Source organism: Taklimakanibacter deserti (assembly GCA_003574785.1).
The window spans coordinates 52,563-79,337 of sequence record QORU01000023.1; the positions used below are offsets into that span (position 1 = coordinate 52,563).

The 26,775-nt window shown below is 63.4% G+C and carries 21 protein-coding genes, 1 tRNA gene and 1 pseudogene; 14 read left to right on the plus strand and 9 right to left on the minus strand.

Annotated elements, in window-relative coordinates; all coding sequences use genetic code 11:
- Positions 1-42: 42 nt before the first annotated feature.
- Positions 43-116, plus strand: a tRNA-Gln gene (locus DS839_RS33310).
- A gap of 45 nt (positions 117-161) precedes the next feature.
- Here DS839_RS33310 and DS839_RS33315 read toward each other — a convergent pair.
- Both DS839_RS33315 and DS839_RS33320 read right to left on the minus strand, forming a co-directional pair.
- Entirely contained in the window at positions 162-2,141 is a 1,980-nt protein-coding gene (locus tag DS839_RS33315) for an ATP-binding protein (protein WP_162918971.1), read from the minus strand.
- A 17-nt stretch (positions 2,142-2,158) separates the two neighbouring features.
- Positions 2,159-3,016 carry a sensor histidine kinase gene (locus DS839_RS33320; RefSeq protein ID WP_119274865.1) on the minus strand — a complete coding sequence of 286 codons (858 nt, stop codon included), beginning with the start codon at positions 3,014-3,016 and terminating at the stop codon, positions 2,159-2,161.
- A 211-nt stretch (positions 3,017-3,227) separates the two neighbouring features.
- Between DS839_RS33320 and DS839_RS33325 the strand changes: the two genes are divergently transcribed.
- Both DS839_RS33325 and DS839_RS33330 read left to right on the plus strand, forming a co-directional pair.
- The gene (locus DS839_RS33325; RefSeq protein ID WP_162918972.1) at positions 3,228-4,316 is read left to right on the plus strand and encodes a Ppx/GppA phosphatase family protein; all 1,089 of its coding nucleotides are present in this window, start codon (positions 3,228-3,230) and stop codon (positions 4,314-4,316) included.
- Entirely contained in the window at positions 4,313-5,008 is a 696-nt protein-coding gene (locus DS839_RS33330; RefSeq protein WP_119274867.1) for an RlmE family RNA methyltransferase, read from the plus strand. Before DS839_RS33325 ends, DS839_RS33330 begins: the two co-directional genes overlap by 4 nt.
- Positions 5,009-5,376: 368 nt before the next feature.
- On the opposite strand, the gene DS839_RS33335 is transcribed toward DS839_RS33330, so the two are convergent.
- On the minus strand, positions 5,377-5,865 hold the full coding sequence (locus DS839_RS33335) for a BA14K family protein (RefSeq protein ID WP_368912066.1): 489 nt from the start codon (positions 5,863-5,865) through the stop codon (positions 5,377-5,379).
- Positions 5,866-6,194: 329 nt separating this feature from the next.
- Here DS839_RS33335 and guaB point away from each other — a divergent pair, with 329 nt between their 5' ends.
- The 4 genes from guaB (at position 6,195) to DS839_RS33355 (ending at position 14,829) form a co-directional block, all read left to right on the plus strand.
- Positions 6,195-7,664, plus strand: a complete 1,470-nt coding sequence (gene guaB, locus DS839_RS33340; RefSeq protein WP_119274869.1) for an IMP dehydrogenase — start codon at positions 6,195-6,197, stop codon at positions 7,662-7,664.
- A 147-nt stretch (positions 7,665-7,811) separates the two neighbouring features.
- Complete coding sequence (locus DS839_RS33345) at positions 7,812-9,113, plus strand: RsmB/NOP family class I SAM-dependent RNA methyltransferase (protein ID WP_119274870.1); 1,302 nt, start codon at positions 7,812-7,814, stop codon at positions 9,111-9,113.
- A gap of 503 nt (positions 9,114-9,616) precedes the next feature.
- Complete coding sequence (locus DS839_RS33350; RefSeq protein ID WP_162918973.1) at positions 9,617-11,491, plus strand: adenylate/guanylate cyclase domain-containing protein; 1,875 nt, start codon at positions 9,617-9,619, stop codon at positions 11,489-11,491.
- 74 nt (positions 11,492-11,565) lie between these two features.
- Entirely contained in the window at positions 11,566-14,829 is a 3,264-nt protein-coding gene (locus DS839_RS33355; protein ID WP_119274872.1) for a FecR domain-containing protein, read from the plus strand.
- 365 nt (positions 14,830-15,194) lie between these two features.
- Here DS839_RS33355 and DS839_RS33360 read toward each other — a convergent pair whose 3' ends face one another.
- Both DS839_RS33360 and DS839_RS33365 read right to left on the minus strand, forming a co-directional pair.
- Complete coding sequence (locus DS839_RS33360) at positions 15,195-15,569, minus strand: hypothetical protein (protein WP_162918974.1); 375 nt, start codon at positions 15,567-15,569, stop codon at positions 15,195-15,197.
- A gap of 368 nt (positions 15,570-15,937) precedes the next feature.
- Positions 15,938-16,300 carry a hypothetical protein gene (locus DS839_RS33365; RefSeq protein WP_119274874.1) on the minus strand — a complete coding sequence of 121 codons (363 nt, stop codon included), beginning with the start codon at positions 16,298-16,300 and terminating at the stop codon, positions 15,938-15,940.
- A gap of 89 nt (positions 16,301-16,389) precedes the next feature.
- Between DS839_RS33365 and DS839_RS33370 the strand changes: the two genes are divergently transcribed.
- The 4 genes and pseudogenes from DS839_RS33370 to DS839_RS33385 form a co-directional block, all read left to right on the plus strand.
- Entirely contained in the window at positions 16,390-17,739 is a 1,350-nt protein-coding gene (locus DS839_RS33370; protein ID WP_119274875.1) for an Nramp family divalent metal transporter, read from the plus strand.
- A 248-nt stretch (positions 17,740-17,987) separates the two neighbouring features.
- The gene (guaA, locus tag DS839_RS33375; protein ID WP_119274876.1) at positions 17,988-19,535 is read left to right on the plus strand and encodes a glutamine-hydrolyzing GMP synthase; all 1,548 of its coding nucleotides are present in this window, start codon (positions 17,988-17,990) and stop codon (positions 19,533-19,535) included.
- A gap of 135 nt (positions 19,536-19,670) precedes the next feature.
- A complete protein-coding gene (locus tag DS839_RS33380) occupies positions 19,671-20,105 on the plus strand; it encodes a GFA family protein (protein ID WP_119274877.1) in 435 nt (144 codons plus the stop codon).
- 31 nt (positions 20,106-20,136) lie between these two features.
- Positions 20,137-20,274 (plus strand): annotated as a pseudogene (locus tag DS839_RS33385) (GMP synthase (glutamine-hydrolyzing)); the annotation flags it as partial.
- A 183-nt stretch (positions 20,275-20,457) separates the two neighbouring features.
- Here DS839_RS33385 and DS839_RS33390 read toward each other — a convergent pair.
- Complete coding sequence (locus DS839_RS33390; protein WP_119274878.1) at positions 20,458-21,450, minus strand: hypothetical protein; 993 nt, start codon at positions 21,448-21,450, stop codon at positions 20,458-20,460.
- Between the two features lie 329 nt (positions 21,451-21,779).
- Entirely contained in the window at positions 21,780-22,523 is a 744-nt protein-coding gene (locus DS839_RS33395; RefSeq protein ID WP_119274879.1) for an SDR family oxidoreductase, read from the minus strand.
- A gap of 94 nt (positions 22,524-22,617) precedes the next feature.
- Here DS839_RS33395 and DS839_RS33400 point away from each other — a divergent pair, with 94 nt between their 5' ends.
- The gene (locus DS839_RS33400; RefSeq protein WP_119274880.1) at positions 22,618-23,535 is read left to right on the plus strand and encodes an AraC family transcriptional regulator; all 918 of its coding nucleotides are present in this window, start codon (positions 22,618-22,620) and stop codon (positions 23,533-23,535) included.
- Between the two features lie 32 nt (positions 23,536-23,567).
- Complete coding sequence (locus DS839_RS36755) at positions 23,568-23,960, plus strand: hypothetical protein (protein WP_162918975.1); 393 nt, start codon at positions 23,568-23,570, stop codon at positions 23,958-23,960.
- 117 nt (positions 23,961-24,077) lie between these two features.
- Here the strand turns inward: DS839_RS36755 and DS839_RS33405 are convergent, their stop codons facing one another.
- Both DS839_RS33405 and DS839_RS33410 read right to left on the minus strand, forming a co-directional pair.
- Positions 24,078-24,596: an SRPBCC family protein gene (locus DS839_RS33405; RefSeq protein WP_368912068.1), complete on the minus strand. Its 519-nt coding sequence runs from the start codon at positions 24,594-24,596 to the stop codon at positions 24,078-24,080.
- Positions 24,577-24,939, minus strand: coding sequence for an ArsR/SmtB family transcription factor (locus DS839_RS33410; RefSeq protein ID WP_119274881.1), 363 nt, complete (start codon positions 24,937-24,939; stop codon positions 24,577-24,579). The genes DS839_RS33405 and DS839_RS33410 overlap by 20 nt, the downstream gene beginning before the upstream one ends.
- A gap of 201 nt (positions 24,940-25,140) precedes the next feature.
- Between DS839_RS33410 and DS839_RS33415 the strand changes: the two genes are divergently transcribed.
- Positions 25,141-26,769 (plus strand): ABC-F family ATP-binding cassette domain-containing protein, encoded by a 1,629-nt coding sequence (locus DS839_RS33415; protein ID WP_119274882.1) that lies wholly within the window; start codon positions 25,141-25,143, stop codon positions 26,767-26,769.
- Positions 26,770-26,775: the final 6 nt, after the last annotated feature.

Sequence of the window (26,775 nt, forward strand, 5' to 3'; positions counted from 1 at the left end):
TTTCACGCGTCTATCTAGACGCTGGCCCTGCGCCCAGGCGCTTGGGGAATCGTCTAACGGTAGGACAGCGGACTCTGACTCCGCCAGTCTAGGTTCGAATCCTAGTTCCCCAGCCAATCACTTTTCAGCAAATTAAAACAAACGGTTAGGCAAAGCCGAACCTACGCCCGGAACTGCTTGAGGATGCTGGCGAGGCTCGGCTGTGCGCCGGAGGTTCCGGCCTCCGCCGGCTGCGGGGGAACCCCTGTGGGCACCTCGCCTTGCGGCAGAGGCGGCAGCGTGCGCCGGATGCGCGAGCCCAGGCCCTGGACATCGGGCGCCATGGGTGCGGGCGTGACGGGCATGCGCGGCGCTGCCGGCATGGGTTGGCGCTGCTGCTGCGCGGCTGGTCGGGCTGCGGCCGTGGGCTCGGGCGCATAGGCCGGCACCGGCTGCGGCTCGGCCTCGACATTGAAGGAGCCGAAGGATTGCTGGCGCCAGCGGGCGACCACGTCCTGGAGGAAGCTCTCATTCGGCAACTCGCGCGCCCAGCCCTCGGTGAAGGAGGCGGTGTTGCTCTTGGGCCAGGCATGCGAGGGCAGCATGTCGAACTTGACCCGCGTCGGCAGCGCCACACCTTCCCCGAAAGTGATGGCATCGCCAGTGCCCATGGTCGACATGAAGTCGAGGAGGCTGCGCGCCGCATCCGAGATGCCGGCCTTCAGGATCTCCTGGTCGCGCTCATTGGAGAGGCGGAAGGAGAAGATCGTGCTGCATTGGGAGAGGATGGTCGGATCGAGTTCGGCCGGGCGCTGGGTGACGAGGCAAAGCGACACGCCATATTTGCGACCTTCCTTGGCGATGCGCGAGATCGCCCGCTTGGTCGGCTCGAAGCCGAGCGTCCGGTCGATCGGCACGTAGCGATGCGCCTCCTCGCATACGAGGGTGATCGGGATCTGGCCGCCGCTCCACAGGCCGAAATCGAAGGCGAGGCGCGCCAGCACCGAGACGACGACATTGATGATCTCGGACGGCAGGCCGCCGAGCTCGAGGATGGAGATGGGCTTGCCCTGAACCGGGATGCGGAAGATGCGCGACAGGGTCTGCGCCATCGTATCCTGGACGGTGAGGCTGCCGAACATGAACGCATAGCGCGGATCGCGCGAGATCGTCTCGACGCGCGCCTTCAGCCGTTTATAGGGCGCAAGCTCGCCTTTGAGGTCGAGCCGGCCGATCTGCTCTTCAAGCAGTGCGACGAGATCGGAGGCGCGATAGGGCACCGGCGTGTCGATGCCGACATTGGTCGATTCCGCCTGATCGCGCGTGCGCAGCACATGCGCCTTGTCCTTGCGCTGGTTGTACATGTAGCGCTGCTTGGCGAGCGGGATGAGCTCGCGCAGGATCTCGACGTCGGCCTCGCGATGCGCCTGGGTACCGATCAGGATCTCGACGATCTCCTCGAAATTGAGCAGCCAGAAGGGCAGCGTCATGTTTTCGGGCGTGATGACTTCCGACCATTCGTTGAACGACTGCTCATATTCGCGATGGACGTCGAGGAGAACGATATGGGCCTGGGGGTTCTTCTCCAGGATGCGCCTCAAGATCAGCGCCACCGAGCAGGATTTGCCGGTGCCGGTGGTGCCGAGCACGGCGAAATGCTTGCCGAGTAGTTCATCGATCTTCACCATCGCGGGGATCGAGGCATCCTGCTGGATATGGCCGATGCGGATGGCGGTGTCGGCGTCGCAGGCATAGGCCTTGGACAGCTCCTCCTTGCTCGCCCGGAACACGACATTGCCGAGGGAAGGATAGGTCGAGATGCCGCGCCGGAAGGATTTGGGCCGGCCCTCTCCGTCCTTCGGCAGCTCGCCGATGAATTCGACCTCGATGATCCGAAGCTCCTGGTCGCTCTGGGAATGCGACGGCATGGGCGAGCTCAAGGCCGAGACGAGGGCGAGTGTCACCGCATTCGGCGTGTCGACCTTGAGGAGGGTGCCGATCTCCGGGCAGTTGCTGGAGGAATACTGGTCCTGGCCGTCCGCCGTATCCAGCAGGATGATGGCATGGCCGCCGGTCACCGCGACGATGCGCCCGATCCGCTCCACGCTTTCGATGGTGGAGGTCTTGGTTCTGACAGCCCCTGAAATATGCGCCGTTTGCATAGTGTCCTTCTCGCCGGTCAATGACGTTTCCGGACGTTTGGATGCTGGTTGGGGTCATGGACAGGAAGGAAGACGGTCACGCGTGTTCCCTTGCCCTTTTCTGAATCGATGGTGAGGCTGCCGCCATGGAGCTTGGCGAGCGCCGCCGAGATCGGCAGGCCGAGGCCGGTGCCCTCATGCTTCTTGTTGAAGCCGGCATCCACCTGTCCGAACGGGCGCATGGCGGTCTCGATGTCGGAGACCGTCATGCCGCCGCCATTGTCGCTGATGCTGAGGCGCACGAAGCCTTCGCTGGCGGGAGCGGCGTGGAAGCCGACCCGGCCTTTGGGCGGGGTGAATTTGACCGCATTGCCGAGGAGGTTGATGAGGATCTGCTTGATCCGCAACGGATCGGCATAGAGCTTCGGCATGGCGGGGTCGATCTCGCTCGCCACCATGATGTCCTTTTCCTTGGCCTTGGCCTCGATGATGAGGAGGCAGGATTCGACGACGGGCGAGATATCCATGGCCTCGCGTTCGATCACCATGGAGCCGGCCTGGATCTTGGTGACGTCGAGGATGCCGTTGATGAGGGCGAGAAGGTGGTCGGCCGCCTGCTTGATATAGCCCGAATACTGGTTGACCCGGGCCGGTTCCGAGATGTTCAGCGTGCCGAGCATGTCGGAGAAGCCGATGATGGCGTTGAGCGGGGTCCTGAGCTCGTGGCTCATATTGGCGATGAATTCCGACTTGGCCTTGGAGGCGAGTTCCGCCTCGACCTTGGCGGCGTTGAGGGCTTGGGTCTGCTTCTGGCGGGTGACGGCCTGGCCGAAATGGTCGGAATACTCTGCAATAAGCGAGTCATCCTTGAACCACCGGGGGCCAAAAGTACGCATGAACTGATTGCCTCTAAAGCTCGGAAAATAGGGGGCAAACGGATAATTTGGCGTTAACAAACAGTTGCGTTTTGTCGCTTTGTGGGCCGATCTTTGACTGGCCTGCCCAAGCTGTTAATGTCGCCCTCAACATAATGATTGCCGGCGACGGCGGTTGGGGGCGGAGATCGGCCTCCGGGAACCGCCTCGGCGCCGCGAAAGGTTTGCGAAAGTGGACGCCAGAAGCGGCGTGGGCGAGGCCCGCGCCCGGCGGCACGGGAACCCCAACGGGAGCGAGCGCCCCCGCAAGGGCGACCACGGTGCCCCGCCCAGACAAAGGCCCGAGACCGGGGACGCCTTTTATGGCGCGCTCGATCTGGGCACGAATAATTGCCGGCTCCTGATCGCGGCACCCAGCCCCTCGGGCTTCACGGTGGTCGACGCCTTTTCGCGCATCGTGCGCCTGGGCGAGGGGCTCACCGCCGCCGGGCATCTGAGCGAGGCGGCGATGAAGCGCACCATCGATGCCTTGCGCATCTGTGCCAACAAGCTCACCTGGCACCGGGTCGGGCGCCACCGCCTGGTCGCAACCGAGGCCTGCCGCATGGCGGCGAATGGCGATGAATTCATCGCCAGGGTCAAAGAGGAAGTGGGGCTCGAGCTCGAGATCATCGGCCGCGAGATGGAGGCGAAGCTCGCCGCCGTCGGCGCCGAGCCCTTGATCGAAGCGGGGGCTTCGAGCGCCCTCGTCTTCGACATCGGCGGCGGCTCGACCGAGCTCATGTGGCTCGAGCAGCGCCAGGACCGGCATGAGATCGTGACCTGGATCTCGCTCGCCGCTGGCGTCGTCACGGTGTCGGAGCGCTTCGGCGGGGTCGATGTCGACAAGGCCAAGTATCAGGCGATGCGCGACCACCTCAAGCCGCTCATCGTCGACTTCGCCCAGCGGGTGAGGAGCGGCACGGGTGGTGCGGCCATGCCGGCGCATCTCCTCGGCACGTCGGGAACGGTGACGACGATCGCCGGCGTGCAGCTCGGGCTGCGCCGCTACGACCGGGCCCGCGTCGATGGCTGCTGGCTGACCCAGGAGGCGATCGCCCAAGTGTGCGCGGAGCTCCTCGGGCTGAGCTATGGCGAGCGCATGGACAATGCCTGCATCGGGCGCGACCGCGCCGATCTGGTGCTTGCCGGCTGCGCCATCCTCGAGGAGATCTGCGCCGCTTTCCCGGCGCCGCGCATCCGTGTCGCCGACCGGGGCCTGCGCGAAGGCATCCTGACCCTGATGATGAAGACCGACGGCACCTTCGGCAGGGCGCTATGACCCGCCCAGGCGGCTCCTCGATCAAGAATGCAAGGCGGCTCAAGGTCCGGGTGAAGACCGGCAAGGGCCGCACCGTCTCGCAGAAGGCCTGGCTCGAGCGCCAGCTCAACGATCCCTATGTGGCGGAAGCGAAACGTCGGGGCTATCGTTCGCGCGCCGCCTTCAAGCTCACCGAGATCGACGACAAGTACCGGTTCCTCAAACCCGGCGGCCGCATCGTCGATCTCGGCGCAGCACCCGGCGGCTGGTCGCAAGTGGCGGTCGAGCGGGTGAAGGTGAAGGAGGGCAAGGGCCGCGTCATCGCCATCGACATGCATGGCATGGACGGCATTGCCGGCGTCACCATCTTCCACAAGGATTTCCTCGACGACGATGCGCCGGCTCTCCTGATCGAGGCGCTGGGCGGCGAGAAGGCGGATGTGGTGATGTCCGATATGGCGGCGCATGCGACGGGCCATCGCCAGACCGATCACCTGAAGATCATGGCGCTGGCGGAAGCGGCGTTCGATTTCGCCAAGGACGTGCTGAAGCCGGGCGGCGCTTTCCTGGCCAAGGTGCTGCGCGGCGGCACCGAGGGCGAGATGCTGAAGGTGATGAAGCAGCATTTCGAGACGGTCAGGCACGTGAAGCCGAAAGCGAGCCGCGAGGATTCGGCCGAGCTCTTCGTCCTGGCGCTGGGCTTCAGGGGGTAGGTAGACACCCTCGCCCCGCAAGCGACCTTGCTCCGCCGAAGCGAAGCCACCTTGCTCCACCGAAGCGAAATCTCGGCTTCGCGAAGGCGAGAGCGCGGCGGGGAGAGGGAAGGGGCCCGTCGCGAAGCGACGGGAAGGGTGAGGGGCATCTTTGCAAAACGAGATCACGCATGCTCGCACTATTCGTGCTGTGTTGGGACTCATCTCGCCAAGAACGAAGAAGCCCCTCACCCTCCCATTGCTGCGCAATGGGGCCCTCCCTCTCCCCGCTAAAGCGCGGCGAGGGTGAGTTCAGCGTCGAATTCTGTTTCCTTAAAAAATGAAAGCGGGGCCATCACGGCCCCGCTTTCGCAAAACCGCGACTGCCGTCAGTAGCGGTACGGGCTTCTGCAGCGATGGCGATAGCCATCGTAACCGATGAAGGTGTTGGAGCGGGCGCTATAGGTGCGATAGTGATTGTAACACCAGCGCACATGGGCGCTGCCGCCGCCCGAGTAATAGGTCCGGTAATAGGGCCGGTAGTACGAGCCGTAATAGGGATAGGAACCGTAACCGTACCCGTAAGGGTACCCATAGCCGCCATAGGGGTAACCGTATCCGCCAAAGAACGGAAAGAAACCGATCCCCAGATTCACTCCGGAGTGGCGGTAACGGTGGCCCCCGCGCCAGTAACGGTATTTTTTGCCTCCGCCCCAGTATTTGCGGTGTTTCACTTGTTGGATGTTTCCATCCTGCTTCGCGGTCATGGCGGCGGGCGCGCCGCTTCCGGTCATTATACTCGTCGCCTGAGCACCGCCGAAGCTGAGCAGGCCGGCCACCAGCGCAGCCGCTGCCATAGCAAAGGGCTTGTATCTCATGTCCATAACTCCTTCGCCGCCGTGGCGATCTCACGCACAATGCGCTTCGCCAGGCTTTCGTTCCGTCAGGTGGTTCACGAACATCCGATCGCCGAGCCGGTTTCGCCCACCCGGCCGTGATGCCCCCGGATCTGCGGACATATATATAGACGAAGACCGGGGTTAATTCCGTCGCGGTGGTCAGCGGAACTGAAGAATGACAACATAAACAAGGGGATAGTGTCAGCCGCTTTGCCGCTTGCTCCGGGGCGCGGCCGGGTGTTATGAGCCCTCGCCAACCCTGATCGAGTCGTTTCGCACGATTAAGTGCTTTTTACGGAGGTTGGCCGATGGCCAGGCGCCAGATCCCCGAATATTTGACCTTTGACGACGTGCTGATGAAGCCCGGTGCCTCCGCCGTGCTGCCGGGTGAGGTCTCGACCAGGACCCGCATCACCCGCGACATCCATCTCTCCATCCCGATCATCTCGGCCGCCATGGACACGGTGACCGAAGCCCGCCTCGCCATCGCCATGGCGCAAGCGGGCGGCTTGGGCGTCATCCATAAGAATCTCGACCCCGAGCAGCAGGCCGAGCATGTGCGCCAGGTGAAGCGCTTCGAGTCGGGCATGGTGATCAATCCCATCACCATCAGCCCCGATGCGACCTTGGGCGACCTCATGCGCCTCAAGGAGCTGCACCACATTTCCGGCATCCCGGTGGTTGACGGCAAGGGCACGCTCGTCGGCATCGTCACCAATCGCGACGTGCGCTTCGCCACCGATCCCAAGATGAAGGTGGCCGAGCTCATGACCAAGGACAACCTCGTCACCGTGCGCGAGGGCGTCGACCGCGAGGAGGCGACGCGGCTGCTCAACAAATACAAGATCGAGAAGCTGATCGTCGTCGACCAGGACTACAAATGCGTGGGCCTCATCACCGTCACCGACATGGAGAAGGCGGCGCATCATCCCTATGCGGCGAAGGACGAGCATGGCCGTCTGCGCGTCGCCGCCGCGACCGGCACCGGCGACAAGGGCTTTGCCCGCGCCGAGCTCCTCATCGATGCGGGCGTCGATCTCGTGGTGGTCGACACCGCGCATGGCCATTCGATCCATGTCATCGACCAGGTGAAGCGCATCAAGAAGCTCTCCAACAAGGTGCAGATCATCGCCGGCAATGTGGCGACGGCAGAAGGGACGGAAGCGCTGATCGACGCCGGCGCCGACGCGGTCAAAATCGGCATCGGCCCGGGCTCGATCTGCACCACCCGCGTCGTCGCCGGCGTCGGCGTGCCGCAGCTTTCGGCCGTCATGGACTGCGCCGAGGCGGCGGCGAAAGCGGGCGTGCCGGTGATCGCCGATGGCGGCATCAAATATTCGGGTGACCTCGCCAAGGCGCTGGCTGCCGGCGCCGGTGTCGCGATGATCGGCTCGCTCTTGGCCGGCACCGATGAGAGCCCGGGCGAAGTGTTCCTCTATCAGGGCCGGAGCTACAAGTCCTATCGCGGCATGGGCTCGGTCGGCGCCATGGCGCGGGGCTCGGCCGATCGCTACTTCCAGCAGGAAGTGAAAGACCAGCTCAAGCTGGTGCCGGAAGGCATCGAGGGCCAGGTGCCGCACAAGGGCGCGGTCGCAGCCGTCCTGCATCAGCTCGTCGGTGGGCTTCGCGCCGCCATGGGCTATGTCGGCGCCGCGACCATTCCCGATCTGCAGAAGAAGGCCGAGTTCATCCGCATCACCAATGCCGGCTTGCGCGAAAGCCACCCGCATGACGTGATGGTGACGCGCGAGGCGCCGAATTATCAGAGGCAAGGGTGATGGAAACATCCATCAACCGTCACCCCGGCGAAAGCCGGGGTCCATTAAATTCGTGGCATCGGGCAGTGCTGCCCGGATTGCACCTATTCAGGGGATCCCGGCTTTCGCCGGGATGACGAATTATGGGATTCGACGGCTGCGCCAATCATGCGTGAGGGCGGTCGCATAGCAGCGGCGATCGAGGTGCTGGACGAGATACTCGGCCGCCATCGCCCGGCATCGGAAGCGCTCAAGGATTGGGGCAAGGCGCATCGCTTCGCCGGTGCCGGCGACCGGCATGCGATCGGGACGCTGGTCTATGACGTGCTCAGGCGGAAGAAGTCGCTGACACAGTCCATGGGCGAGGGCGGATCCCGCAGCCTGGTGCTCGGCGCCTTGCGCGAAATCTGGAAGCGGTCGCCGGACGACATCGCCCGCGCCGTCGAGGACGAGCATGGGCCGGGCGCGTTGACGGCGGAAGAGCGCAGCAGGCTCGCAAGCGAGGCGCGTGCCGATGCGCCGGCCCATGTCGCGGGCGACTATCCCGAATGGCTGGTGGATTCCTTCGCGCGGGCCTTTGGAGCAGAAGCGGCGGAAGAGGGGCGGGCCCTGGCGATGCGCGCGCCCGTCGACCTCCGCGCCAACATCCTCAAAAGCGACCGCCCGCGCGTCCTGAAGGCGCTGGAGAAGTTCAACGCCGTGGCGGGGCCGCTGTCGCCCTGGTGCGTGCGCATTGGGGCGCCGGGCCCCGACAAGCGCAATCCCCATGTCGAGGCCGAGCCCGCCCATGGCAAGGGCTGGTTCGAGGTACAGGATGCGGCCTCGCAAGTGGCGGCGCTAATGTCGGGCGCCAAGGCCGGCGAGCAGGTGGCCGACATCTGCGCCGGCGCCGGCGGCAAGACGCTGGCGCTCGCGGCGCTCATGGGCAACAAGGGCCAGATCCATGCCTATGATTCCGACAAGCATCGTCTGCGTCCGATCTTCGAGCGCCTGCAAAGAGCGGGCGCCCGCAATGTTCAGGTGTTGGGTTCAGACGAGTCGGCAAGACTCGATCAGCTCACGGAAAAAATCGATTGCGTCGTCATCGATGCGCCCTGCTCGGGCTCGGGTGCCTGGCGGCGCAACCCGGATGCCAAATGGCGGCTGACCGAGAAGCAGCTGACGCAGCGCCTCGCCGACCAGAAGGCGGTGCTGGCGCAGGGAGCCCGGCTGGTGAAGCCGGGCGGCAGGCTCCTCTACATCACCTGCTCGGTACTGCCGGAAGAGAATGACGACCAGGTCCAGGCCTTCCTCGGCGATCATCCCGACTTCGCCCTCGTGCCCTATCGCGAGCAGTGGCGAGGCGCCATCGGCACCGAGCCGCCGGCCTCGGCCGGGAAGGGGGCCGACACGCTCCTCCTGACGCCCCGGGCGCATGCGACCGACGGCTTCTTCATCGCCCTGATGCGCAAGACCCGGCCGGGGGGCTGACCAAACGGGTCGAGGATGAAATTCTCGAATCTTTATGCTACGTCAATTGTGGGGCGAGAATCGACGGGGATAGAGATGAATATAAGATTGGCGCTGGTCGTGGCCATGTCGATGAGTGTCGGGGTGGCGGGCTGTGGTGAAGGGTCAAGGGCGAAATCCGGTTCCGTTGAGATGATGTCCCTTCCGGTTTCCGGACCGCTTTGCGGGTCTGATTACATCCAGAAGAAGGCTTCGCCGTTCACCTGGCGTTATTGCAAAGACCAGAACCCTCTCGACATATATGAGGTGGCGCGGGACACGTATTGGGTTGAGAACAATCGCCAATACTCTGCCAGCCACCGGATGGATTGTCAGACCGATCCCCTGCCTTCAGACGTAAGAAGTAAATATTGCTAGCAGGAGTGCCGTCTCGCGTTCATCGAGTCCCTGTTGCTCGTCGCTCTGCGGGCTGGACGCTACCCGGTCTGGCGCGTGGGGAATGAAGCGGAGGGACATGTGGGTTCGTGAGGCGTCATCTTATCCTATCGGCGATCTGGGCTGTCGCGGTGGCGATCTTTGCCCTGCTGATGTCGTTGACGCCGATCGCGGAGAGGCTCGAGAATCAGTATGCGCTCGGACTGCTTTATGGCCTGCGTCCGCAGGTCGAGCGGGCGCCTGGCGCCGCCGTCGTCGCCATCGACCGCAAAACGCTCGAGTGGCTCCGCGACGACAGCGATACCGAAGGCAAAGGACCGCTATTGTCCTGCCTGCCGCCCGGGGTGAAGGAAAAGCTCGCCGAGGTGAGAGGGCCGGGCTCCATACCTCGCTCGGTGCATGGCTGCGCGCTTGCCGAGCTCAAGCGGCTCGGATTCAAGGCGGCGATCTTCGATATCCTCTTCATGGTGCCGGGCGCGAAAGACGATGATGAGGAATTCGCCAGGGCATTGAAGAGCAACCTGGCGACCGGCATTCTGGTCGGGTTCGAACGATCGATGGTCAGAGACGGCGTTTCGGAGGTGCTTGTCGAGCGGGAGCTGGAACCGATCGATCTGTTCAGAACGAGCGCCGCCACCACGGGCGCTTTTCTCCTGCCGCGCCCGGGCGGTCCGGTCTATGGCTATTGGCCGAGGGTCGCGGGCTTCCCCGAGACCAAGTCATTGCCCGAGGAAGCGCTCTTCCTCATTGGTTCGCCGCTCTACGCCGCGCTCTCGACCTCCATCGCCAGCCCGGCGCTGCGATATTTCTGGCTCTATGGTCCGCCGGGAACGATCGAGACCATATCTTTGCGCGACCTGCTGCGGCGTGACGTGGACCCGTCCATTCCGGCCCTGGCCCCGTCTTCCATCGCCTTCATCGGCGCCTCCGATCCGAGCTCGACCAACTATCCCGACAGCTTCCCGACCTTCATCCGCGGCGGCAGCGATGCCGATCTGAGCGGCGTCGAGCTTGCCGCCACTGCCTTTCTCAACCTGCTGCATGGTGATACCGTGCGCCGCCTGCCGCTGCTCGAGACGACCCTCCTTATCCTCGCCTTCGCCGCCGCGGTGGGATTCCTGGCGCGCTTCAATCCGACCTATGCGATCCTCTCCGCAATCCCGATCGGTCTCCTCTATGTTGCGTTCGCGGCATGGCTCTTTGCGCGCGCCCATCTCTTCATGCCGGTTGCGACGCCGGTTTTCATCCTGCTGCCCGCCGCCTTCGTGGCGGCCATCTTCATGCGCTACCGGCTGGCCCGGTCACTCATCATGCGATTGGCGCCGGCACCGGTCGCCCGGCGGCGGCTCGGCCTGATGACCGAAGAGCGCAGCAAGGCCGTCTCCGATGAGGCGACAGTCATCTTCTTCGACCTGATCGGCTCGACGAAGATCGCGGAGAAGCTGGCGCCCTTGGACTTCAGCGTGCTTCTCAATTCCTATCACGACACGATCACCAAGGTCGTCGAGGCGCATGGCGGGTTCATCAATGCCTATTCGGGCGATGGGGTCATGGCCGCCTTCACCCGCATCGACGCCGGCGCCGATCACGCTTTGCGCGCCTGCAGATCGTCGATCAGGGTGGTGCGTGAGATGCGGCGGTTCAACGCCGCCAATGCCGGCAAGTCGATTCCACCGCTGCACTTGCGGGTCGGCATCAACAGCGGCACGGTCGCCGAAGGCGAGATCGGCGCTGCGAACCGGTTCAATTTCTCGGTGGTGGGCGACGTGGTCAATCTCGCCTCGCGGCTCGAGCAATTGGGCAAGGTTCTGTTCGCCGGTGAAAACGACATCATTCTGCTCGGGCACAGGACGAGGCAATTGGCGGGCGACAATGGCCTGAAGTTCGCCGACTGCGGGCTGCAGGAGATCCGCGGGCGCGACAAGGCCGAGCAGGTCCACAGGCTTCTGGTCGCCGACGCCTAGTTCTATCGCTGGTAATGTATCCTGACCTTTGGTAACCTGGGGAACCGAGGGTGACATGCAGTTTGTGGGTTTCAATGGGTGCATCCCGATCAGCGACGGGCGTCGCAATTGTCGCGCTGGCGGTGACGGCTTTTCTCGCCGGAGCGGCGAGCGCCCAGGACCGAACACCGTGCCCGGCGGGCACGCCCGGCGCGCCGTCGGTCTATATTGATTCGAGCAGCCCCGAGGTACTGGTCCTGACGACCGAGGGCCGGCAGTTGAATGCCGCCAACAATCTTCTTCTGTGTCCCGGCGACGAGATCCGCACCGGCGCCACCGGCCGTGTCGCCATCCGTTTCGACGAGAAGCGCACCGTGATCCGGCTCGACGGCAACAGCCGTACGCGCATCCTCTCGGGCGGCACCGGCTCTTCCGACGTCACGCTGTTCTCCGGCGTGCTCTATTTCCTGAGCTCGGTCAAACAGACCTTCCGCGTGGATACGCCTTATATCGTCGCCGGCATCGAAGGCACCGAAGCGCTCGTCGGCGTCGACCAGAGCGAGAGCCTGGCGATCACGGCGGTCCGTGAGGGTGTCGTCAGCGCTTTCGACCGCAGCGCCGGCCCGCAGCGCAGCGTCGATGTGCAAGCCGGCGAGGCGGCCTATCGCTCGAACCGCGTGCCCTTCGCCAAATCCGCGATCGAAGACGTGCCGGCGCAATTCCGCCGCCTCATCGTAGTCTCGGACTCGGCCGTCGACTGGGCGATTTATTATCCGCCGATCATGCTCTTGCCGAAGGGCGCCAGCGGCACATTGCGCCAGGCGGTCGATCTCCTTTCCTCGGGCGATTTCGCGCCCGCCATCTCACTTCTCGACCGGGCACCGAGGAAGGAGCGCGCCACCGCGGCCTCTTTGCGCGCCGTCATCGCCGTCAGCCGCAACCGGATCGAGGAAGCGGAAAAATGGAGCGCCGTCGCGCTCGGCGAAAATCCTGATCTCGCCGCCGCCCATATCGCGCAGTCCTATGTCCTCCAGGCGACGGGACAGCTCACCGAGGCGGTCGATGCCGCGCGCACCGCCGCAGGGTTGGCACCCCGCGACCCTTACGTCCTGGCGCGCCTCGCCGAGCTCCTGATGATCATCGGCGATCGCCCGCATGCGCTCGAGGTGGCGGAGGCTTCGATCGACATAGAGCCGACACCTCTCGGCCTGTTCGTCGCCGGCCTGGCGCGGCTCGCCGCCTGGCAATATGAGCGCGCCACGTCCTTCTTCACGGAGGCCATGGATCTCGATGCCGAGGCGCCCTTGCCGCGGCTGGGCCTCGGCTTGACCTATATCAAGCAGGGCATGACCCACGAGGGGACCTGGCAGATCGAACGGGCGGTCGCGCATGATCCGCGCGAGTCGGCTTTGCGGACCTGGCTCGGCCGCGCCTATTACGATGAGGGCGAGCGCGCCAAGGCCCACAACCAGTTCGAGCTCGAGATGCAGGAGGACCCTGAGAATCCCAACGCCTATCTGTTCGACGCCATTGCCGATTTCTCGGAGAACCGGCCGATCCCGGCTTTGCGCGACCTCCAGGAGGCCGAAAAATATGCCGATGCGCGGCGCGTGCTGCGCTCCGAGCTCGGCCTCAAGGAGGATGCGGCGGCGCGGGGCGCCGCGCTCGGCCGCATCTATGATGTGCTCAGCTTCGACCTTCTCGCGACCGACGCCGGGACGGAAGCCGTCGAGCTCGCCCCCGCCAATCCCGGCGCGCACCGCTTCCTCGCCGATGTCTATCGCTCGCGTCAGGAATACGAGATCGCCCAGACCAGCGAATTGCTCGTGTCGCAATTGCTGAGCCCGCCCTCCAAGACGCCGGTCCAGCCCGAGCTGGCGGAGACGCGGCTCGAGCTCTTGGATACGACCGGGCCGGCACGCGTGACCTTTGCCGAATTCGCGCCGCTCTTCGATGCGGACGGGCTGGCATTCACCGGCACCGGGATGGCGGGCACCCAGGACACGCTGAGCGGCGAATATGCGGTCACCGGACTCTATCGCAACGCCTCCATCAGCGTCGGCCAGTATTATTACGAGACCGACGGCTATCGCCAAAACAACGGCCTCGAGCACGACATCTTCGATGCCGTGGCGACTTTCGCGATAACGCCCGAATTCAGCATCTTCGGCGAATACCGCCATCGCAAGACGAACGGCGGCGACCGGCAGATCGGCTTCGATATCGACGAGTTCAGCAAGACGCAGCGCTCCAGCCTGACCCGCGAGGTGATGCGCGTCGGATTCCATGCGCAGCCGACCTATAATTCCGATCTGCTCGGCGTCTATACCTGGGCCAGCCTCGAGAGCGGCACGACCAACAAGGACTTCGGCACGTTCACGACCAACAGCGAAGACAAAGCCGACAGCGTGCAACTGCTCTATATCTGGAACGGCGAGAGCTGGCGCGGCCTGGTGGGCGGATCCCATATCGCCAACGATGTGACGTCCGGGTTTGATTTCGACGGCTTCGGCGACACCGAGACGTTCGACGTCAACTACTGGAATGGCTACGCCTATCTCTATCTCGACTGGCCGCAAGGCATCACCTGGACGCTGGGCGGCGCGCTGGTGAGCTTTGACGAGGAGCGCGTCGGCGGCGCCGATATCGACGAGTTCCTGCCGAAGGCCGGCGTCAGGGCCCGCCTCACGGACCGGCTGACCGTCAGGGCGAGCTATCTCGAGAATCTGAAGCCCGAGCTGGTTTCGGACCAGGTGATCGAGCCGACCAATGTCGCGGGCTTCAACCAGTATTACGACGCCATCAACGGCGCGGTGCTGGAACAAGCGGGCGTCGGACTCGACTACGCCTTGACCGCCGACATCACGGTCGGCACGGAAGCCATCTGGCGCTGGTGGGACATTCCCACGGGCTTCGGTTCCGACGCGCAGACGGACGATACCGTCTATCGCGGTTATGCTTATTTCGTGCTCACCGAACAGCTGGCCTTGGCCGCTGAGGTTGACTACGAGCTTTCCGAATCGGACGATCCGAACGATTTCGAGAAATGGGAAGCGACCTCGTTTCCCGTCACCCTCAGCTATTTTGCCGAGGGCGGCTGGTTCGGCTCGGCCCAGGTGGTCCTGGTCGACGGCGCGTTCCGCACCGGTGGGATCGAGCAGGACGACCAGTTCGCGGTGGTCAATGCCAGCGCCGGATATCGCTTCCCCGACAATCGCGGGGTCATGTCGATCGAGGCGCTGAACCTGTTCGACCAGCGCTTCCACTACCAGAACCGCACCTTCACGCCGGACCTGACGGCGGCACCGCGCTATGCGCCCGAGCTCACGGTCCTGGGCCGGCTCACACTGAGTTTTTGATCGGGCGAGCACGCCACCACGCCCGTCTTGCAAGCAGCAAGCGAGCCGCTTCCAACGATTCCCCTCTCCCGTTGCGAAGCAATGGGAGAGGGTGCCCGATAGGGCGGGTGAGGGCTCTGTGTCTCAGCAAGTATATTCGTTGAGATCAGAACACGCTGCTCGAAAGAGCCCTCATCCGCGCTTTGCGCACATAGATCACGATCAGGTCAGATCGGAACGATCTGACCTGATCAACGTGATCGAAATCCTAAAATGGGCGCGCGATCGGACGGAAAACCGGTGGCCACTTTTCCTGATCGCGCGCCTCCCATTGCTGCGCAACGGGAGAAGGGAAATGATGGATAGCCCCGAGGCGGATTTGATGATCACGGCACCGAGGAGGTGGGCGGGAGCACGCCGATATAATCGCGGATCTGCTCCAGATAGATGATCACGGCGACGATGATCGCCGTGAACAGCAGCATGGCCGTGAACATCCAGCCTTTGCCGGGAAGCGAGCCCACCCGGTCGTCGAGCTCGCGCACATCATTGCCGGCGGACATGATCGTTTTGGTCATGTCGCGAAAGTCGCGGCGCATGTCGCCCAGATCGTCGCGCATGTGGTCGACATGCGCCTCGATGCTGGCGATGCGGGCATCGGCACCATAGGGGAGCGCGCCCCCGGTTACGACTTTCGGCGGCGGCCTGGTTTCGGAAGCCGGCTGCTCACTGGTGAAGTCTGACGTATCGGTCTCGCTCATGACTGAAAATCCCTTGGAACGGATCATCCAACAGTCGCCCAGACGCACTCAGCCGATCATATCATCTTTCACAGAGGCAGAGAATATTTTCTCCTGCGCCGGGCCCTTCACCTCGGCTGTCCGTGACGCCGGATACAGGGATTATCAGGGATTATCAGGGAATTTCCGCAGAGAAATTCCTCGATCCAGCAATATCAAGGAGTTAGCTGTTTGCCATGCCGTGGAGCAGGGAATTTCGGCCTCCGGGCAAGCACATAAGCCCGCTGGATTTTCTTCCTCCGAAAAGCTGGGCAGGCGCCTCGGCGCAAAGCTTGCGAGCATGAGATTTCCCAATCCCATGCTACGGCCCGCGATTGCAAGCGGCATTTTCAAGCGAGGTCGGAGAGGCGCCGGCGCGGCCGGTAGGGGCTTTTGGGATTGATGTCGAGATCGACGACCTCGACGCAGCTTTGCGCCCGAAGGTGGCTCGAACCCTTGTAGAGAGGACCGTCGCGCAGCTGCACGTCGCTCGCTTTGGCGAGTCTCAGGCATTTCCAGTCGGGAAGGCGGGAGCTGCTCTCGCCGGCGAATTGATAGGCAAGCGCCGTTTCCGCGCCCTTGCTGTGGCCGAGGAGGATGGGGCAGAGCTCGCGAGGGTGCCCGTCATAGAGGCAAAGGACCTGCTTTCCCGTCGCCATGGCCTCGGCGAACAGTGCGTAGGTTTCGCTCTGGGCGGGTTTCGTCTGTTTCATTAAGGACTTGTAGCAGTTGTACGGATGGCCGGGTCAAGCCCGGCCACATAGTCTCTTGTAATGAATATAGCCTATGCTATATCTGGGTCATGGACGACCAGGCCGCGACAGCTATCGATCGCATGATGGGATGGCGCCGCGACCGCGGCGAAGCCTCGCTCTCGGACGTTCACCGCAGCATTCCGGTGAGGGCCGACGCCTCGATGTGGCGGCGCGCCATGGCCTTCGTCGGCCCGGGCTATCTCGTCTCCGTCGGCTATATGGATCCCGGCAACTGGGCGACCTCGATCGCGGGCGGCGCGCAATTCGGCTATACGCTGCTCGTCATCGCGCTGATGTCGAACATCATGGCGATCATCCTGCAGTCGCTCTGCGCCAGGCTCGCCATCGCGACGGGGCGCGACCTGGCCCAAGCCTGCCGCGATGCGTTTCCAAAACCCGTCGCCTGGACCTTATGGCTCTTCGCCGAGATCGCCATCATCGCGACCGATATCGCCGAGGTGGTGGGCACGGCCATCGGCCTCAATCTGCTCTTCGGCATTCCGCTCGAGATCGGCGTCGTCATCACGGCGCTCGACGTCTTCCTCATCCTCTATCTGCAAAAGCTCGGCTTCCGCTGGATCGAGGCCTTCATCATCTGCCTCCTCGGCGTGATCGCTGTCTGCTTCGGGGTGCAGATCGCCATGGCCGATCCCGAATGGGGTGCGGTCATCAAGGGTTTCGCGCCGACGACCGAGATCGTCACCAATCCGCAGATGCTCTATCTGGCGCTCGGCATCATCGGTGCCACGGTGATGCCGCATAATCTCTATCTCCATTCGGGCGTGGTGCAGACCAGGGCCTATGGCCGTTCGAACGAGGAGAAGCGCGAGGCCTTGACCTTCGCCACCATCGACTCGACCGTCGCCTTGATGTTCGCGCTCCTCGTCAATGCCTCGATCCTGATCCTGGCGGCGGCGACCTTCAACAAGACGGGCCACGCCGGGGTAGCCGAGCTCGGCGATGCCCATGCGATGCTGGCGCCTTTGTTGGGCTCGCTGCTCGCGCCCAAGCTTTTCGCCATCGCGCTTCTGTGCTGCGGTCTCAATTCGACGGTGACCGCGACCTTGGCCGGCCAGATCGTGATGGAAGGATTCCTCCGCATCCGCCTGCCGGCGTGGCTCCGGCGTCTCGTGACCCGCATGTTCGCCATCATCCCGGCGGCGGGCGTCACCATCGCCTATGGGGAATCGGGCACCGGGGCGCTTTTGATCCTGAGCCAGGTGATCCTCGCCTTCCAATTGCCTTTCGCCATCGTGCCCTTGGTGATGTTCACGCGGAACCGCGAGAAGATGGGGGCGCTGGTGTCGCCGTCCTGGCTGACGATCGTCTCCGCCGTGATCGCCGCCATCATCATCGGCCTCAATGTGAAGATGCTGTACGATCTGGCGATCGGGTAGGCTGAGGTCCTTCAGGAATTCCCCCTCTCCCGTCCGAAGGATGGGAGAGGGTGCCCGACAGGGCGGGTGAGGGCTCTTCGGGCAGTGAAGTGGCTGCAAAAAAGAGCCCTCATCCGGCCTTCGGCCACCTTCCCCCACGCTCCGCGCGGGGGAAGGGGTATGAAGGCAAGGGGCGTCGCTTTAACTGAGCAAATCAACCCATTACCGACGCCCTTGCGGACTCAAGCGCGATCCCTTAACTGCTCGCCATGACAGACCGCATTCTCATCATCGATTTCGGCTCGCAGGTCACTCAGCTCATCGCCAGAAGGGTGCGCGAGGCCGGTGTCTATTCGGAAATCGTGCCGTTCCAGCTGGCGGAAAAGGCCCTCGACTGGGAAGGGCTCAAGGGCATCATCCTCTCGGGCGGACCCGCCAGCGTGACCGAGGGCGAAAGTCCGCGGGCGCCCGAAAAGGTGTTCAAGCTCGGCCTTCCCGTCCTCGGCATCTGCTATGGCGAGCAGGCCATGTGCGCGCAGCTCGGCGGCAAGGTCGAGACCTCGGATCATCGCGAATTCGGCCGCGCCTTCCTGAAGGTGCAGAGCGACAATGCGCTGTTCGAGGGCGTGTGGGAGGAGGGCGAGAGCCATCAGGTGTGGATGAGCCATGGCGACCGGGTCGCCGCCATTCCGCCGGGCTTCCGCGTCGTCGGCACGTCCGATGGGGCGCCCTTCGCTGCGATCGCCGATGAGAAGCGCCAGTTCTATGCGGTGCAGTTCCACCCCGAGGTGGTGCACACGCCTGACGGGGGAAAACTCTATCGCAATTTCGTCATCGACATTTGCGGCTGCCGCGGCGACTGGTCGATGGCCTCGTTCAAGGACGACGCCATCCACCGCATCAAGAAGAAGGTGGGCTTCGACCGGGTGATCTGCGGGCTGTCGGGCGGCGTCGATTCCGCCGTGACGGCGGTGCTCATCCATGAGGCGATCGGCGAGCAGCTCACCTGCATCTTCGTCGATCACGGGCTGATGCGGGCGGGCGAGGCGGAAGACGTGGTGCAGCTCTTCCGCAAGGCCTACAACATCCCGCTCATCCATGTCGATGCCTCGAAACTGTTCCTCTCGTCGCTCGACGGCGTCACCGATCCCGAAGTGAAGCGCAAGACGATAGGCAAGCTCTTCATCGACGTGTTCGAGGCGGAAGCGAAGAAGGTCGGCGGTGCGGCCTTCCTGGCCCAGGGCACGCTCTATCCCGATGTGATCGAGAGCGTGTCGTCGACCGGCGGGCCCTCGGTCACGATCAAGTCGCATCACAATGTCGGCGGACTCCCTGAGCGCATGAACATGAAGCTCATCGAGCCGTTGCGCGAATTGTTCAAGGACGAGGTCAGGGCGCTGGGCCGCGAGTTGGGCCTGCCGCCGCATTTCGTCGGCCGCCATCCTTTCCCGGGGCCGGGCCTCGCCATCCGCGTGCCGGGCGCCATCTCGAGGGACAAACTCGACATCCTGCGCAAGGCCGACGTCATCTATCTCGACGAGATCCGCAAGGCCGGCCTCTATGACGCCATCTGGCAGGCATTCGCCGTCCTGCTCCCCGTCCAGACGGTCGGCGTCATGGGCGACGGCCGCACCTATGACTATGTCTGCGCGCTGAGGGCCGTCACCTCGACCGACGGCATGACGGCGGATTACTACCACTTCGACCACGACTTCCTGTCCCGCACCGCAACGCGCATCATCAACGAAGTGCGCGGCATCAACCGCGTGGTTTATGACATCACGTCGAAACCGCCGGGAACGATCGAGTGGGAGTAGGGATGGAGACAGGATGGTGCGGCGGTCCACGCGATCAAGGAATGACGATCTGTCGCGCCATAGAGCAGCAGGCTGCGTTGACCGACGCTCCTGCCAAATGCAGACTCTCGAGCATCGCACAACGGAATTCCAGACATGGAACAGCAGCAATCAACCAGCGACCGTATACTTAACGGATCATGCCAATGCGGCGCGGTCACTTACACGGTGGCGGACGCGTTCATCTACGCCGTGAACTGTCATTGCTCCATTTGCCGCCGCTCCACCGGTGCGGCGTTCAAGCCACTGGCCGGCATAGAACGCGCCAAATTGCGCATCACGAGCGGTGAGGACCGCATTCTGATCTTCGGCGCCCCCAGTTGGCATGACGAGCGATGCAAGCTATGCGGCTCGCTCCTCTTTGCCGTCGTTCGCGACGGCGCGTTCGCCCATGTCGCGATGGGAACCCTTATCGACGACCCGACCATCCGCCCGAGCGCGCACGTCTTCGTCGGTTCCAAGGCGGCGTGGTTCACCATCACGGACAACCTGCCGCAATACGTCGAGCGTATCCCCGGAAACGAGATATGAGCCCGGGGGCAGCGTGTCAGACAGTCAGGAGAGCGCTACCGCGACCCGCATCATCAACGAGCTCCGCGGCATCAACCGCGTGGTCTACGACATCACGTCGAAGCCGCCCGGGACGATCGAGCGGGGAATTACGGTGACAGGGAATTACGGTGACAGTGCACTAAACTGATGGCCTCCGGCCTCGGGTTCGGCAATTAAGTGCACTGTCACCGTAATGCCAAGTGCACTGTCACCGTAATGCCGTCGTAATGCCGGAACGATCGAGTGGGAGTGATCTGGACCTCTATCCCGCATTATCTCTATAACATGGTTTGTGAAACCTTCGGCGGTCCAGACTTAGTGGGCGCACTTGTCAAGCGAGGCATTTCCGAAGATCGGCTTCAAGTTTCAATGTCGCAAAGATTGTTTTTTGATCGGTTGGTTTCCAGCCGAGCTTGACGGCAATATCGGAATCACGTCGACGTGCAAGCGCTTCGAGCGCGATTTGGCCCACCTTGGGGTCACAGGCGCCGTCGACCTTCAAAAGCGCAAATGCCAACGCGATCACGTCTTGATCGTGCATTGAGGCTATGAGGCCGTCGCGCGGCTCGTATTGGATTGGTTTCGTTGCGCGAAACTCGTTGAACCTCCCGAGGATACCGTTCTGCCTGTACCGCCGGACGAGGAAATCCCATGGCGGGTCAGTTGGGTGCCTCGAACGCCACCGTTGGAAATCGGCGAGGAGGATAGCTCCAGCATTCGCGGCGTGGGGGGACTCATCATTTGATGGGTCCCAGTAAAATGGGTCATCGAGAAGCGCGCGAGCCTGATCGTGATACGCATTCCAGTCGACGCCAAATCTCTGCCGCCAGGAAGCAGCGGCGCCATTCTGGCTTTTCGTCCCCTCTTCCGACTCGTCCAGGGAGCAGACATCGTGCTTGACCGCACGGACAAAGGAGACAAAGCCTGGGTAATCGATGCCAGGCTTACCTGCGAGCTTCAATCTCATAGAGTCGAAGACGTTCACCATTTCGTCAAAGCTTGTGCCAAGTGATCGAGGTGGCAATTCATGACGATCGCCGACTAGAACCAACGGGACCTTGCTTTCATAAGCCAGCCGGAGTCGCTGGCGCTTCTTCTCGAAACTTGCTGTCGGCTCAAGTGGAAGCTGCCGCCGAAACTGCGTACGGAGCTGCTCCAGGCCGGGCTTCGTCGGCTCTGTTGTTTCGAACCAGACGATAACTTCAACAGATTTAAGTCCGAAAGCCTCTTCCCCAAACCTACGTGCCAAACGTGTTCCCAACTCAGAAAGGGCGAGGCACGCTCCGTAGCTGGCATAGGTTTTCCGCAGGATGATGAACTGCATTGCGACCGGATCCCGAAATGCCTCGAGGCTTAGGTTGGCACGAGTTTCGCTATGCCATGACCGATCATGCGAGGCCATAGGGCGAACCGAAAATCCTCTTGTCGAAGAAATCCAGCGTGCCATGGCAGCGCCAAACCAATTGAGCTGCAGTGAGTTCGCGGGTCTCGAGCACGCTTTGCCCGGGACGGTTGCGATCCGTCACCTCAGCCTTTTAGTCTCTTCCAGCCAGCATGGACCTCATGACATCACGGCGAAGCCGCCCGGGACGATCGAGTGGGAGTAGAGGCCTCGCCTCAGTTGTGGGAGAATTGTGATTCCAGCTGCCGGATTCAGTTCCCCGCAGCCCAGTCTATGGCGTCGGCGCCGGCGGGGATTCGCATGGGGCTTAAGGGATCGTTGACCGCGCGCCATACTGCTTCGGCCACATCCTGCGCGGTGGTGACCGGTCCCGGCTCGGCGAAGCGCGCGAAGAGGGACTTCACCTGCTCGGCATAGGCCTCGTGGTCGAGACCCTGCGCATGCGAACGTGCGCTGTCGCTGAAACGGGTCTCGGGCGAACGGCCGGGCAGCACCAGGCACGCGCGAACATTGAACGGCTGGAGCTCCAGCGCGAGCACTTCGGTGAAGGCGTTCACCGCCACCTTGCTCGCCGTGTAGGCGGCGACGAGGGGGATCGATCGCAAGGTCACGCTCGACGTAACGTTGACGACGACGCCGGCCTTGCGCTGCCGGAATTGCGGCAGCACCGCCTGCGTCACGGCAATTGTGCCGAAGGTATTGGTGTCGAAGAGCTCACGCACGGTCGACATCGGCATGGCCTCGGCGGGTGATGCTGCGCCAAAGCCCGCATTGTTGACCAGGGCATCGATCGGCCCCGCGGCTTCGACGGCACGATGGATGCTCTGCCGATCGGTGACGTCGAGGGCCAGCACGCGCAGATTCGGCGAACGCGGCAAAAGGTCCTCGCGCGGCGTGCGCATGGTGGCAACGACCGCCCAGTCGCGGTCGAGAAAGTACTTGGCGGTGGCAAGGCCGAAGCCGGACGAGCAGCCGGTGATGAGGACGGTTTTCATGAAGGCTCCTTGGTGTTGACACCTGAGGAGATAGATTGCCGATGCCAGACCTTCTATAATCAAAAATCCAGAAATCATTCGCAGAAGTCCAAATATGACTGATCCCCTTGCCGAAGTGGTCACGCTCCTGAAGCCGCGCGCCCTGTTCTCCAAGGCCGTCATCGGAGCAGGGCCGTGGCACATCAGCCGCTCGGATGTGGGACAGCCCTTCTATTGCCTCGTGCTCGATGGCGCCTGCCGCCTGAGCGTCGACGGCGAGGATGCAATCGAGCTCCGCTCGGGCGATTTCGTTCTCATTCCCGCTGCATCCGACATCGCCATGTCGAGCCTGAAGCCGCCCGAGCGCGGTACGCCCGAGACGCTGCCCGTGGCGCTGGGCAGCGGCGAGTTCAGGATCGGCGACCAGGCTGGCCCGACCGACCTGCGGATGCTGGCGGGCAATAGCAGCTTCGATTCCCCCGACGCACGTCTGCTGGTGTCGCTGCTTCCCCGGCTCGTCCATGTGCGGGGCGTTCCGCGGCTCGCCACCATCGTGCAACTCGTGCGCGACGAGTTCCGCGAACAGCGTCCGGCGCGCGAGGTCATCCTCTCTCACTTGCTCGAGGTGCTGATGATCGAAGCCCTGCGCTCGACGGCGGGAACCGGAGCACCGCCGGGTCTCGTCCGCGGATTGGCCGACGAGCGCCTTGCCGGTGCGTTGCGGCGGATGCACGAAAGCCCGACGCGGGAATGGACCGTGGCGCAACTGGCCAAGGAGGCAGCACTTTCGCGTTCGGCGTTCTTCGCGCGTTTCAGCCGCGCGGTGGGCGTCGCGCCGATGGAGTATCTGCTCGCCTGGCGCATGGCACTGGCCAAGAACATGCTCCGCCAGAACGAGAGCGGCATCGCCGAAATTGCACAACGCGTCGGCTACAGGTCGGCCAGCGCGTTCAGCGTCGCCTTCACCCGCCATGTCGGATTGCCGCCGGCACGCTTTGCGCGCGAGCAGTCACTCTCGCCGTCGCAGATTTGACGCCGCCTCTTCGCAGCGTGCACCCTGTGCGATTGGTCGCGGCGTTCTGCGCGATTGTCGCCGTCGTTCTGAACTCGTCACCGGCTCTCGCATCCGATCCAACGGGGACATTCTCCGGCATCTACGCCTTTTTGTTTGTCATACCGTGGGTCGCGCTCAATCTTGCCGTGACCGTGGCAATCGTCATCCGAGGCGGCTACCGGTCTGCCGCCTCGGCGAATCTGCACGCGGCAGTTGGCGCAGCTCTTCCGCTGATTGGGTTCGGCGTGACCGCGTTCGACTATTTCGTGGTTCGTCAACCTTCAACGCCATGGCCAGGTATCGAGACCATATTGATCTCGACCGGACTGTGCATCCTGGGTGCTGTGGTGTGTCTTCTTGCGCCCCTCCTGATTCGCCATCATATGAGAAGGCGATCCGATTGACTTTCGTGGCGTGCGGGCGATCTCCCGGCAATCGCGTGACAGTGCACCAGACTGACCAGCCGACACTGGCCGAGGTTGCAGGCAATTAGGTGCATTGCCGACGCGAGATCGGCGACTTCATGACCATCCCCCGCTCGCACCCAAAGTGACGAGAAGCTCGTCCAGTTGCCCGAACGTCTCGACCATCGCATCCGCCGCCCCGGTGCCGGCCGCGTCGAGAGCTTCCTTCGAGGGATAGAGCTCGCGCAGGACCAGCAGCGTCTTGCCGTCTTTTTCCTCGAAAGTGACCGTGGTCACGGCGCCGGCTTCGCTTTCCTCATTCGTCCAGACGAGGCGCGAGGGCGGCGTCACTTCGAGATACCTGCCGAAGAACGCCATGGGCTCTGAGCCCTCGTTGGCGAATTCGAGGCGGTAGCTGCCGCCGGTGCGAACATCCATCTCGCAGGAGAGGAGGGACATGCCCAATGATTTCGGCACCCACCAGCGCTTGAAGAGCGAAGGCGTGGTCCATGCCTCGAACACGATGCGCGCCGGGCCGTCAAAACTGCGCGTGACGACGAGCTCGCGGTCGGACTTCCGTTCCACCGTCGTCGGGTTGGTCAGGGGCGCCTGCCCGCTATCTCTTCTTTCGCCCATCGGCTTTCTCCTTATCAGTCAGTTCCTCGACAATCTTGTCCAGCTCATCGAAGCGCTGGGCCCAGAGCCGGCGGTATCTCTCGATCCATGCCGCCTCTTCCTCCAGGGGGCGCTGGCCCAGCCGGCAGGTGCGCACGCGCCCGATCTTCTCAGTGGTGACGAGCCCGGCCTGTTCCAGGACACCGACATGCTTCTTCATGCCGGTGAGCGTCATGTGGAATTTTTGCGCCAGCTCCGTGATCGACGCGTCCGAACGCCCGAGCTGCTCCAGGACGCCCCGCCTTGTGGCGTCAGAGAGCGCGGCGAAGGAGGCATCGAAGCGGGCGGCGGAATACTGAACCATATGGTTCAGTATCTAGTACAGGGATGGGCGATATGCAAGGGTCAAGGCCGCGAATCCCGGCCGGGCCATTGATCATCGAGGGGAGTTGAGGCTATAGGGCCGCGTCGGCCGGTTTTCCGCCGTCCACTCACGCAAAAGCTCCTGAACCACGCGGGCGATCCACCAGGGTCGCTTCACTCTCTTCTCGCCAGCACGGACCCTATGATTCGCCTCGACAACATCAGCAAGCAGCACGGCCATCAGATCCTGTTCATCGACGCCTCGATGGGCATCCAGAAGGGGGAGAAGGTGGGGCTCGTCGGGCCCAACGGCGCCGGCAAGACGACGCTGTTCCGGATGATCACCGGCGAGGACCGGCCCGACGATGGCCTTGTGTCGATCGATCCCGGCATGACGATCGGCTATTTCAGCCAGGATGTCGGCGAGATGTCGGGCCAGAGTGCCGTCAGGGCGGTGATGGATGGGGTCGGACCGGTGAGCGCGCTCATCGCCGAAATGGCGAAGCTTGAGGCCGATATGGTCGATCCGGACCAGGCCCTGGACATGGAGACCATCGTCGAGCGCTATGGCGAGGTGCAGCACCGCTTCGAGGAACTCGATGGCTATGCGCTGGATGCCCGGGCGAGGGAAGTGCTCGCCGGCCTGAGCTTCAGCCAGGAGCGCATGGATGGCGATGTCGGCCTGCTCTCCGGCGGCTGGAAGATGCGCGTGGCGCTCGCCCGCATCCTGCTGATGCGGCCCGATGGCATGCTGCTGGACGAGCCGAGCAACCATCTCGACCTCGAAAGCCTGATCTGGCTGGAGGAATTCCTGAAAAACTATGAGGGCGCACTGCTGATGACCTCGCATGACCGCGCCTTCATGAACCGCATCATCGGCAAGGTCGTGGAGATCGACGGCGGCGCGCTCACCAGCTATTCGGGCGATCTCGATTTCTACGACCAGCAGCGGGCCTTGAGCGAGAAGCAGCGTCAGGCGCAGTTCGAGCGCCAGCAGGCGATGCTCGCCAAGGAGATCAAGTTCATCGAGCGCTTCAAGGCGCGGGCCTCGCACGCTGCCCAAGTCCAGAGCCGGGTGAAGAAGCTGGAGAAGATCGAGCGCGTCGAGCCGCCGCGGCGCCGCCAGACCGTCCAGTTCGAATTCCGCAGCCCGCCGCGCTCGGGTGACGACGTGGCGAGCTTGAAGAATGTCCATAAGTTCTATGGCAGCCAGGCGGTCTATGCGGGGCTCGATTTCCAGCTGCGCCGCAAGGAACGCTGGTGCGTTCTGGGCGCCAATGGCGCGGGCAAATCCACTTTGCTGAAGCTGGTGGCGGGTGCGACCGGGCCGGACCAGGGCACGGTCAGCGTCGGCAGCAATGTCAGGATGGGCTATTTCGCGCAGCACGCCATGGACCTCTTGGACGGCGACGACACGGTGTTTGAATCGCTGGACGCGTCGTTTCCGCAGGCGGGGCAAGGGGTGCTGCGGACGCTCGCCGGTTGCTTCGGCTTCTCGGGCGATGATGTCGAGAAGCCCTGCCGGGTGCTGTCCGGCGGCGAGAAGGCGCGGCTCGTCATGGCCAAGATGCTGTACGACCCGCCCAACTTCCTGGTTCTCGACGAGCCGACGAACCATCTGGACATGGCGACGAAGGAGATGCTGGTGGGCGCGCTCAAGGAATTCGAGGGCACCATGCTGTTCGTGTCGCATGACCGCCACTTCCTGGCCGCGCTCTCGAACCGCGTGCTGGAGCTGACGCCCGAGGGCGTCCATCAGTATGGCGGCGGCTACACCGAATATGTGGCACGAACCGGCCAGGAGGCGCCGGGGCTGCATCCGGGCGGATAGGAGGGT

What these genes read in the sequence shown, in the direction of transcription:
- DS839_RS33345 (WP_119274870.1), top strand. Translation starts at nt 7,812, where the DNA reads ATGCGTGAGGGCGGTCGCATAGCAGCGGCGATCGAGGTGCTGGACGAG.
- DS839_RS33315 (WP_162918971.1), bottom strand. Translation starts at nt 2,141, where the DNA reads ATGCAAACGGCGCATATTTCAGGGGCTGTCAGAACCAAGACCTCCACC.
- DS839_RS33395 (WP_119274879.1), bottom strand. Translation starts at nt 22,523, where the DNA reads ATGAAAACCGTCCTCATCACCGGCTGCTCGTCCGGCTTCGGCCTTGCC.
- DS839_RS33320 (WP_119274865.1), bottom strand. Translation starts at nt 3,016, where the DNA reads ATGCGTACTTTTGGCCCCCGGTGGTTCAAGGATGACTCGCTTATTGCA.
- DS839_RS33390 (WP_119274878.1), bottom strand. Translation starts at nt 21,450, where the DNA reads ATGCAGTTCATCATCCTGCGGAAAACCTATGCCAGCTACGGAGCGTGC.
- guaB (WP_119274869.1), top strand. Translation starts at nt 6,195, where the DNA reads ATGGCCAGGCGCCAGATCCCCGAATATTTGACCTTTGACGACGTGCTG.
- DS839_RS33335 (WP_368912066.1), bottom strand. Translation starts at nt 5,865, where the DNA reads ATGAGATACAAGCCCTTTGCTATGGCAGCGGCTGCGCTGGTGGCCGGC.
- DS839_RS33415 (WP_119274882.1), top strand. Translation starts at nt 25,141, where the DNA reads ATGATTCGCCTCGACAACATCAGCAAGCAGCACGGCCATCAGATCCTG.
- DS839_RS33330 (WP_119274867.1), top strand. Translation starts at nt 4,313, where the DNA reads ATGACCCGCCCAGGCGGCTCCTCGATCAAGAATGCAAGGCGGCTCAAG.
- DS839_RS33380 (WP_119274877.1), top strand. Translation starts at nt 19,671, where the DNA reads ATGGAACAGCAGCAATCAACCAGCGACCGTATACTTAACGGATCATGC.
- DS839_RS33405 (WP_368912068.1), bottom strand. Translation starts at nt 24,596, where the DNA reads ATGGGCGAAAGAAGAGATAGCGGGCAGGCGCCCCTGACCAACCCGACG.
- DS839_RS33410 (WP_119274881.1), bottom strand. Translation starts at nt 24,939, where the DNA reads ATGGTTCAGTATTCCGCCGCCCGCTTCGATGCCTCCTTCGCCGCGCTC.
- DS839_RS33370 (WP_119274875.1), top strand. Translation starts at nt 16,390, where the DNA reads ATGGACGACCAGGCCGCGACAGCTATCGATCGCATGATGGGATGGCGC.
- DS839_RS33365 (WP_119274874.1), bottom strand. Translation starts at nt 16,300, where the DNA reads ATGAAACAGACGAAACCCGCCCAGAGCGAAACCTACGCACTGTTCGCC.
- DS839_RS33400 (WP_119274880.1), top strand. Translation starts at nt 22,618, where the DNA reads ATGACTGATCCCCTTGCCGAAGTGGTCACGCTCCTGAAGCCGCGCGCC.
- DS839_RS33355 (WP_119274872.1), top strand. Translation starts at nt 11,566, where the DNA reads ATGGGTGCATCCCGATCAGCGACGGGCGTCGCAATTGTCGCGCTGGCG.
- guaA (WP_119274876.1), top strand. Translation starts at nt 17,988, where the DNA reads ATGACAGACCGCATTCTCATCATCGATTTCGGCTCGCAGGTCACTCAG.
- DS839_RS33360 (WP_162918974.1), bottom strand. Translation starts at nt 15,569, where the DNA reads ATGAGCGAGACCGATACGTCAGACTTCACCAGTGAGCAGCCGGCTTCC.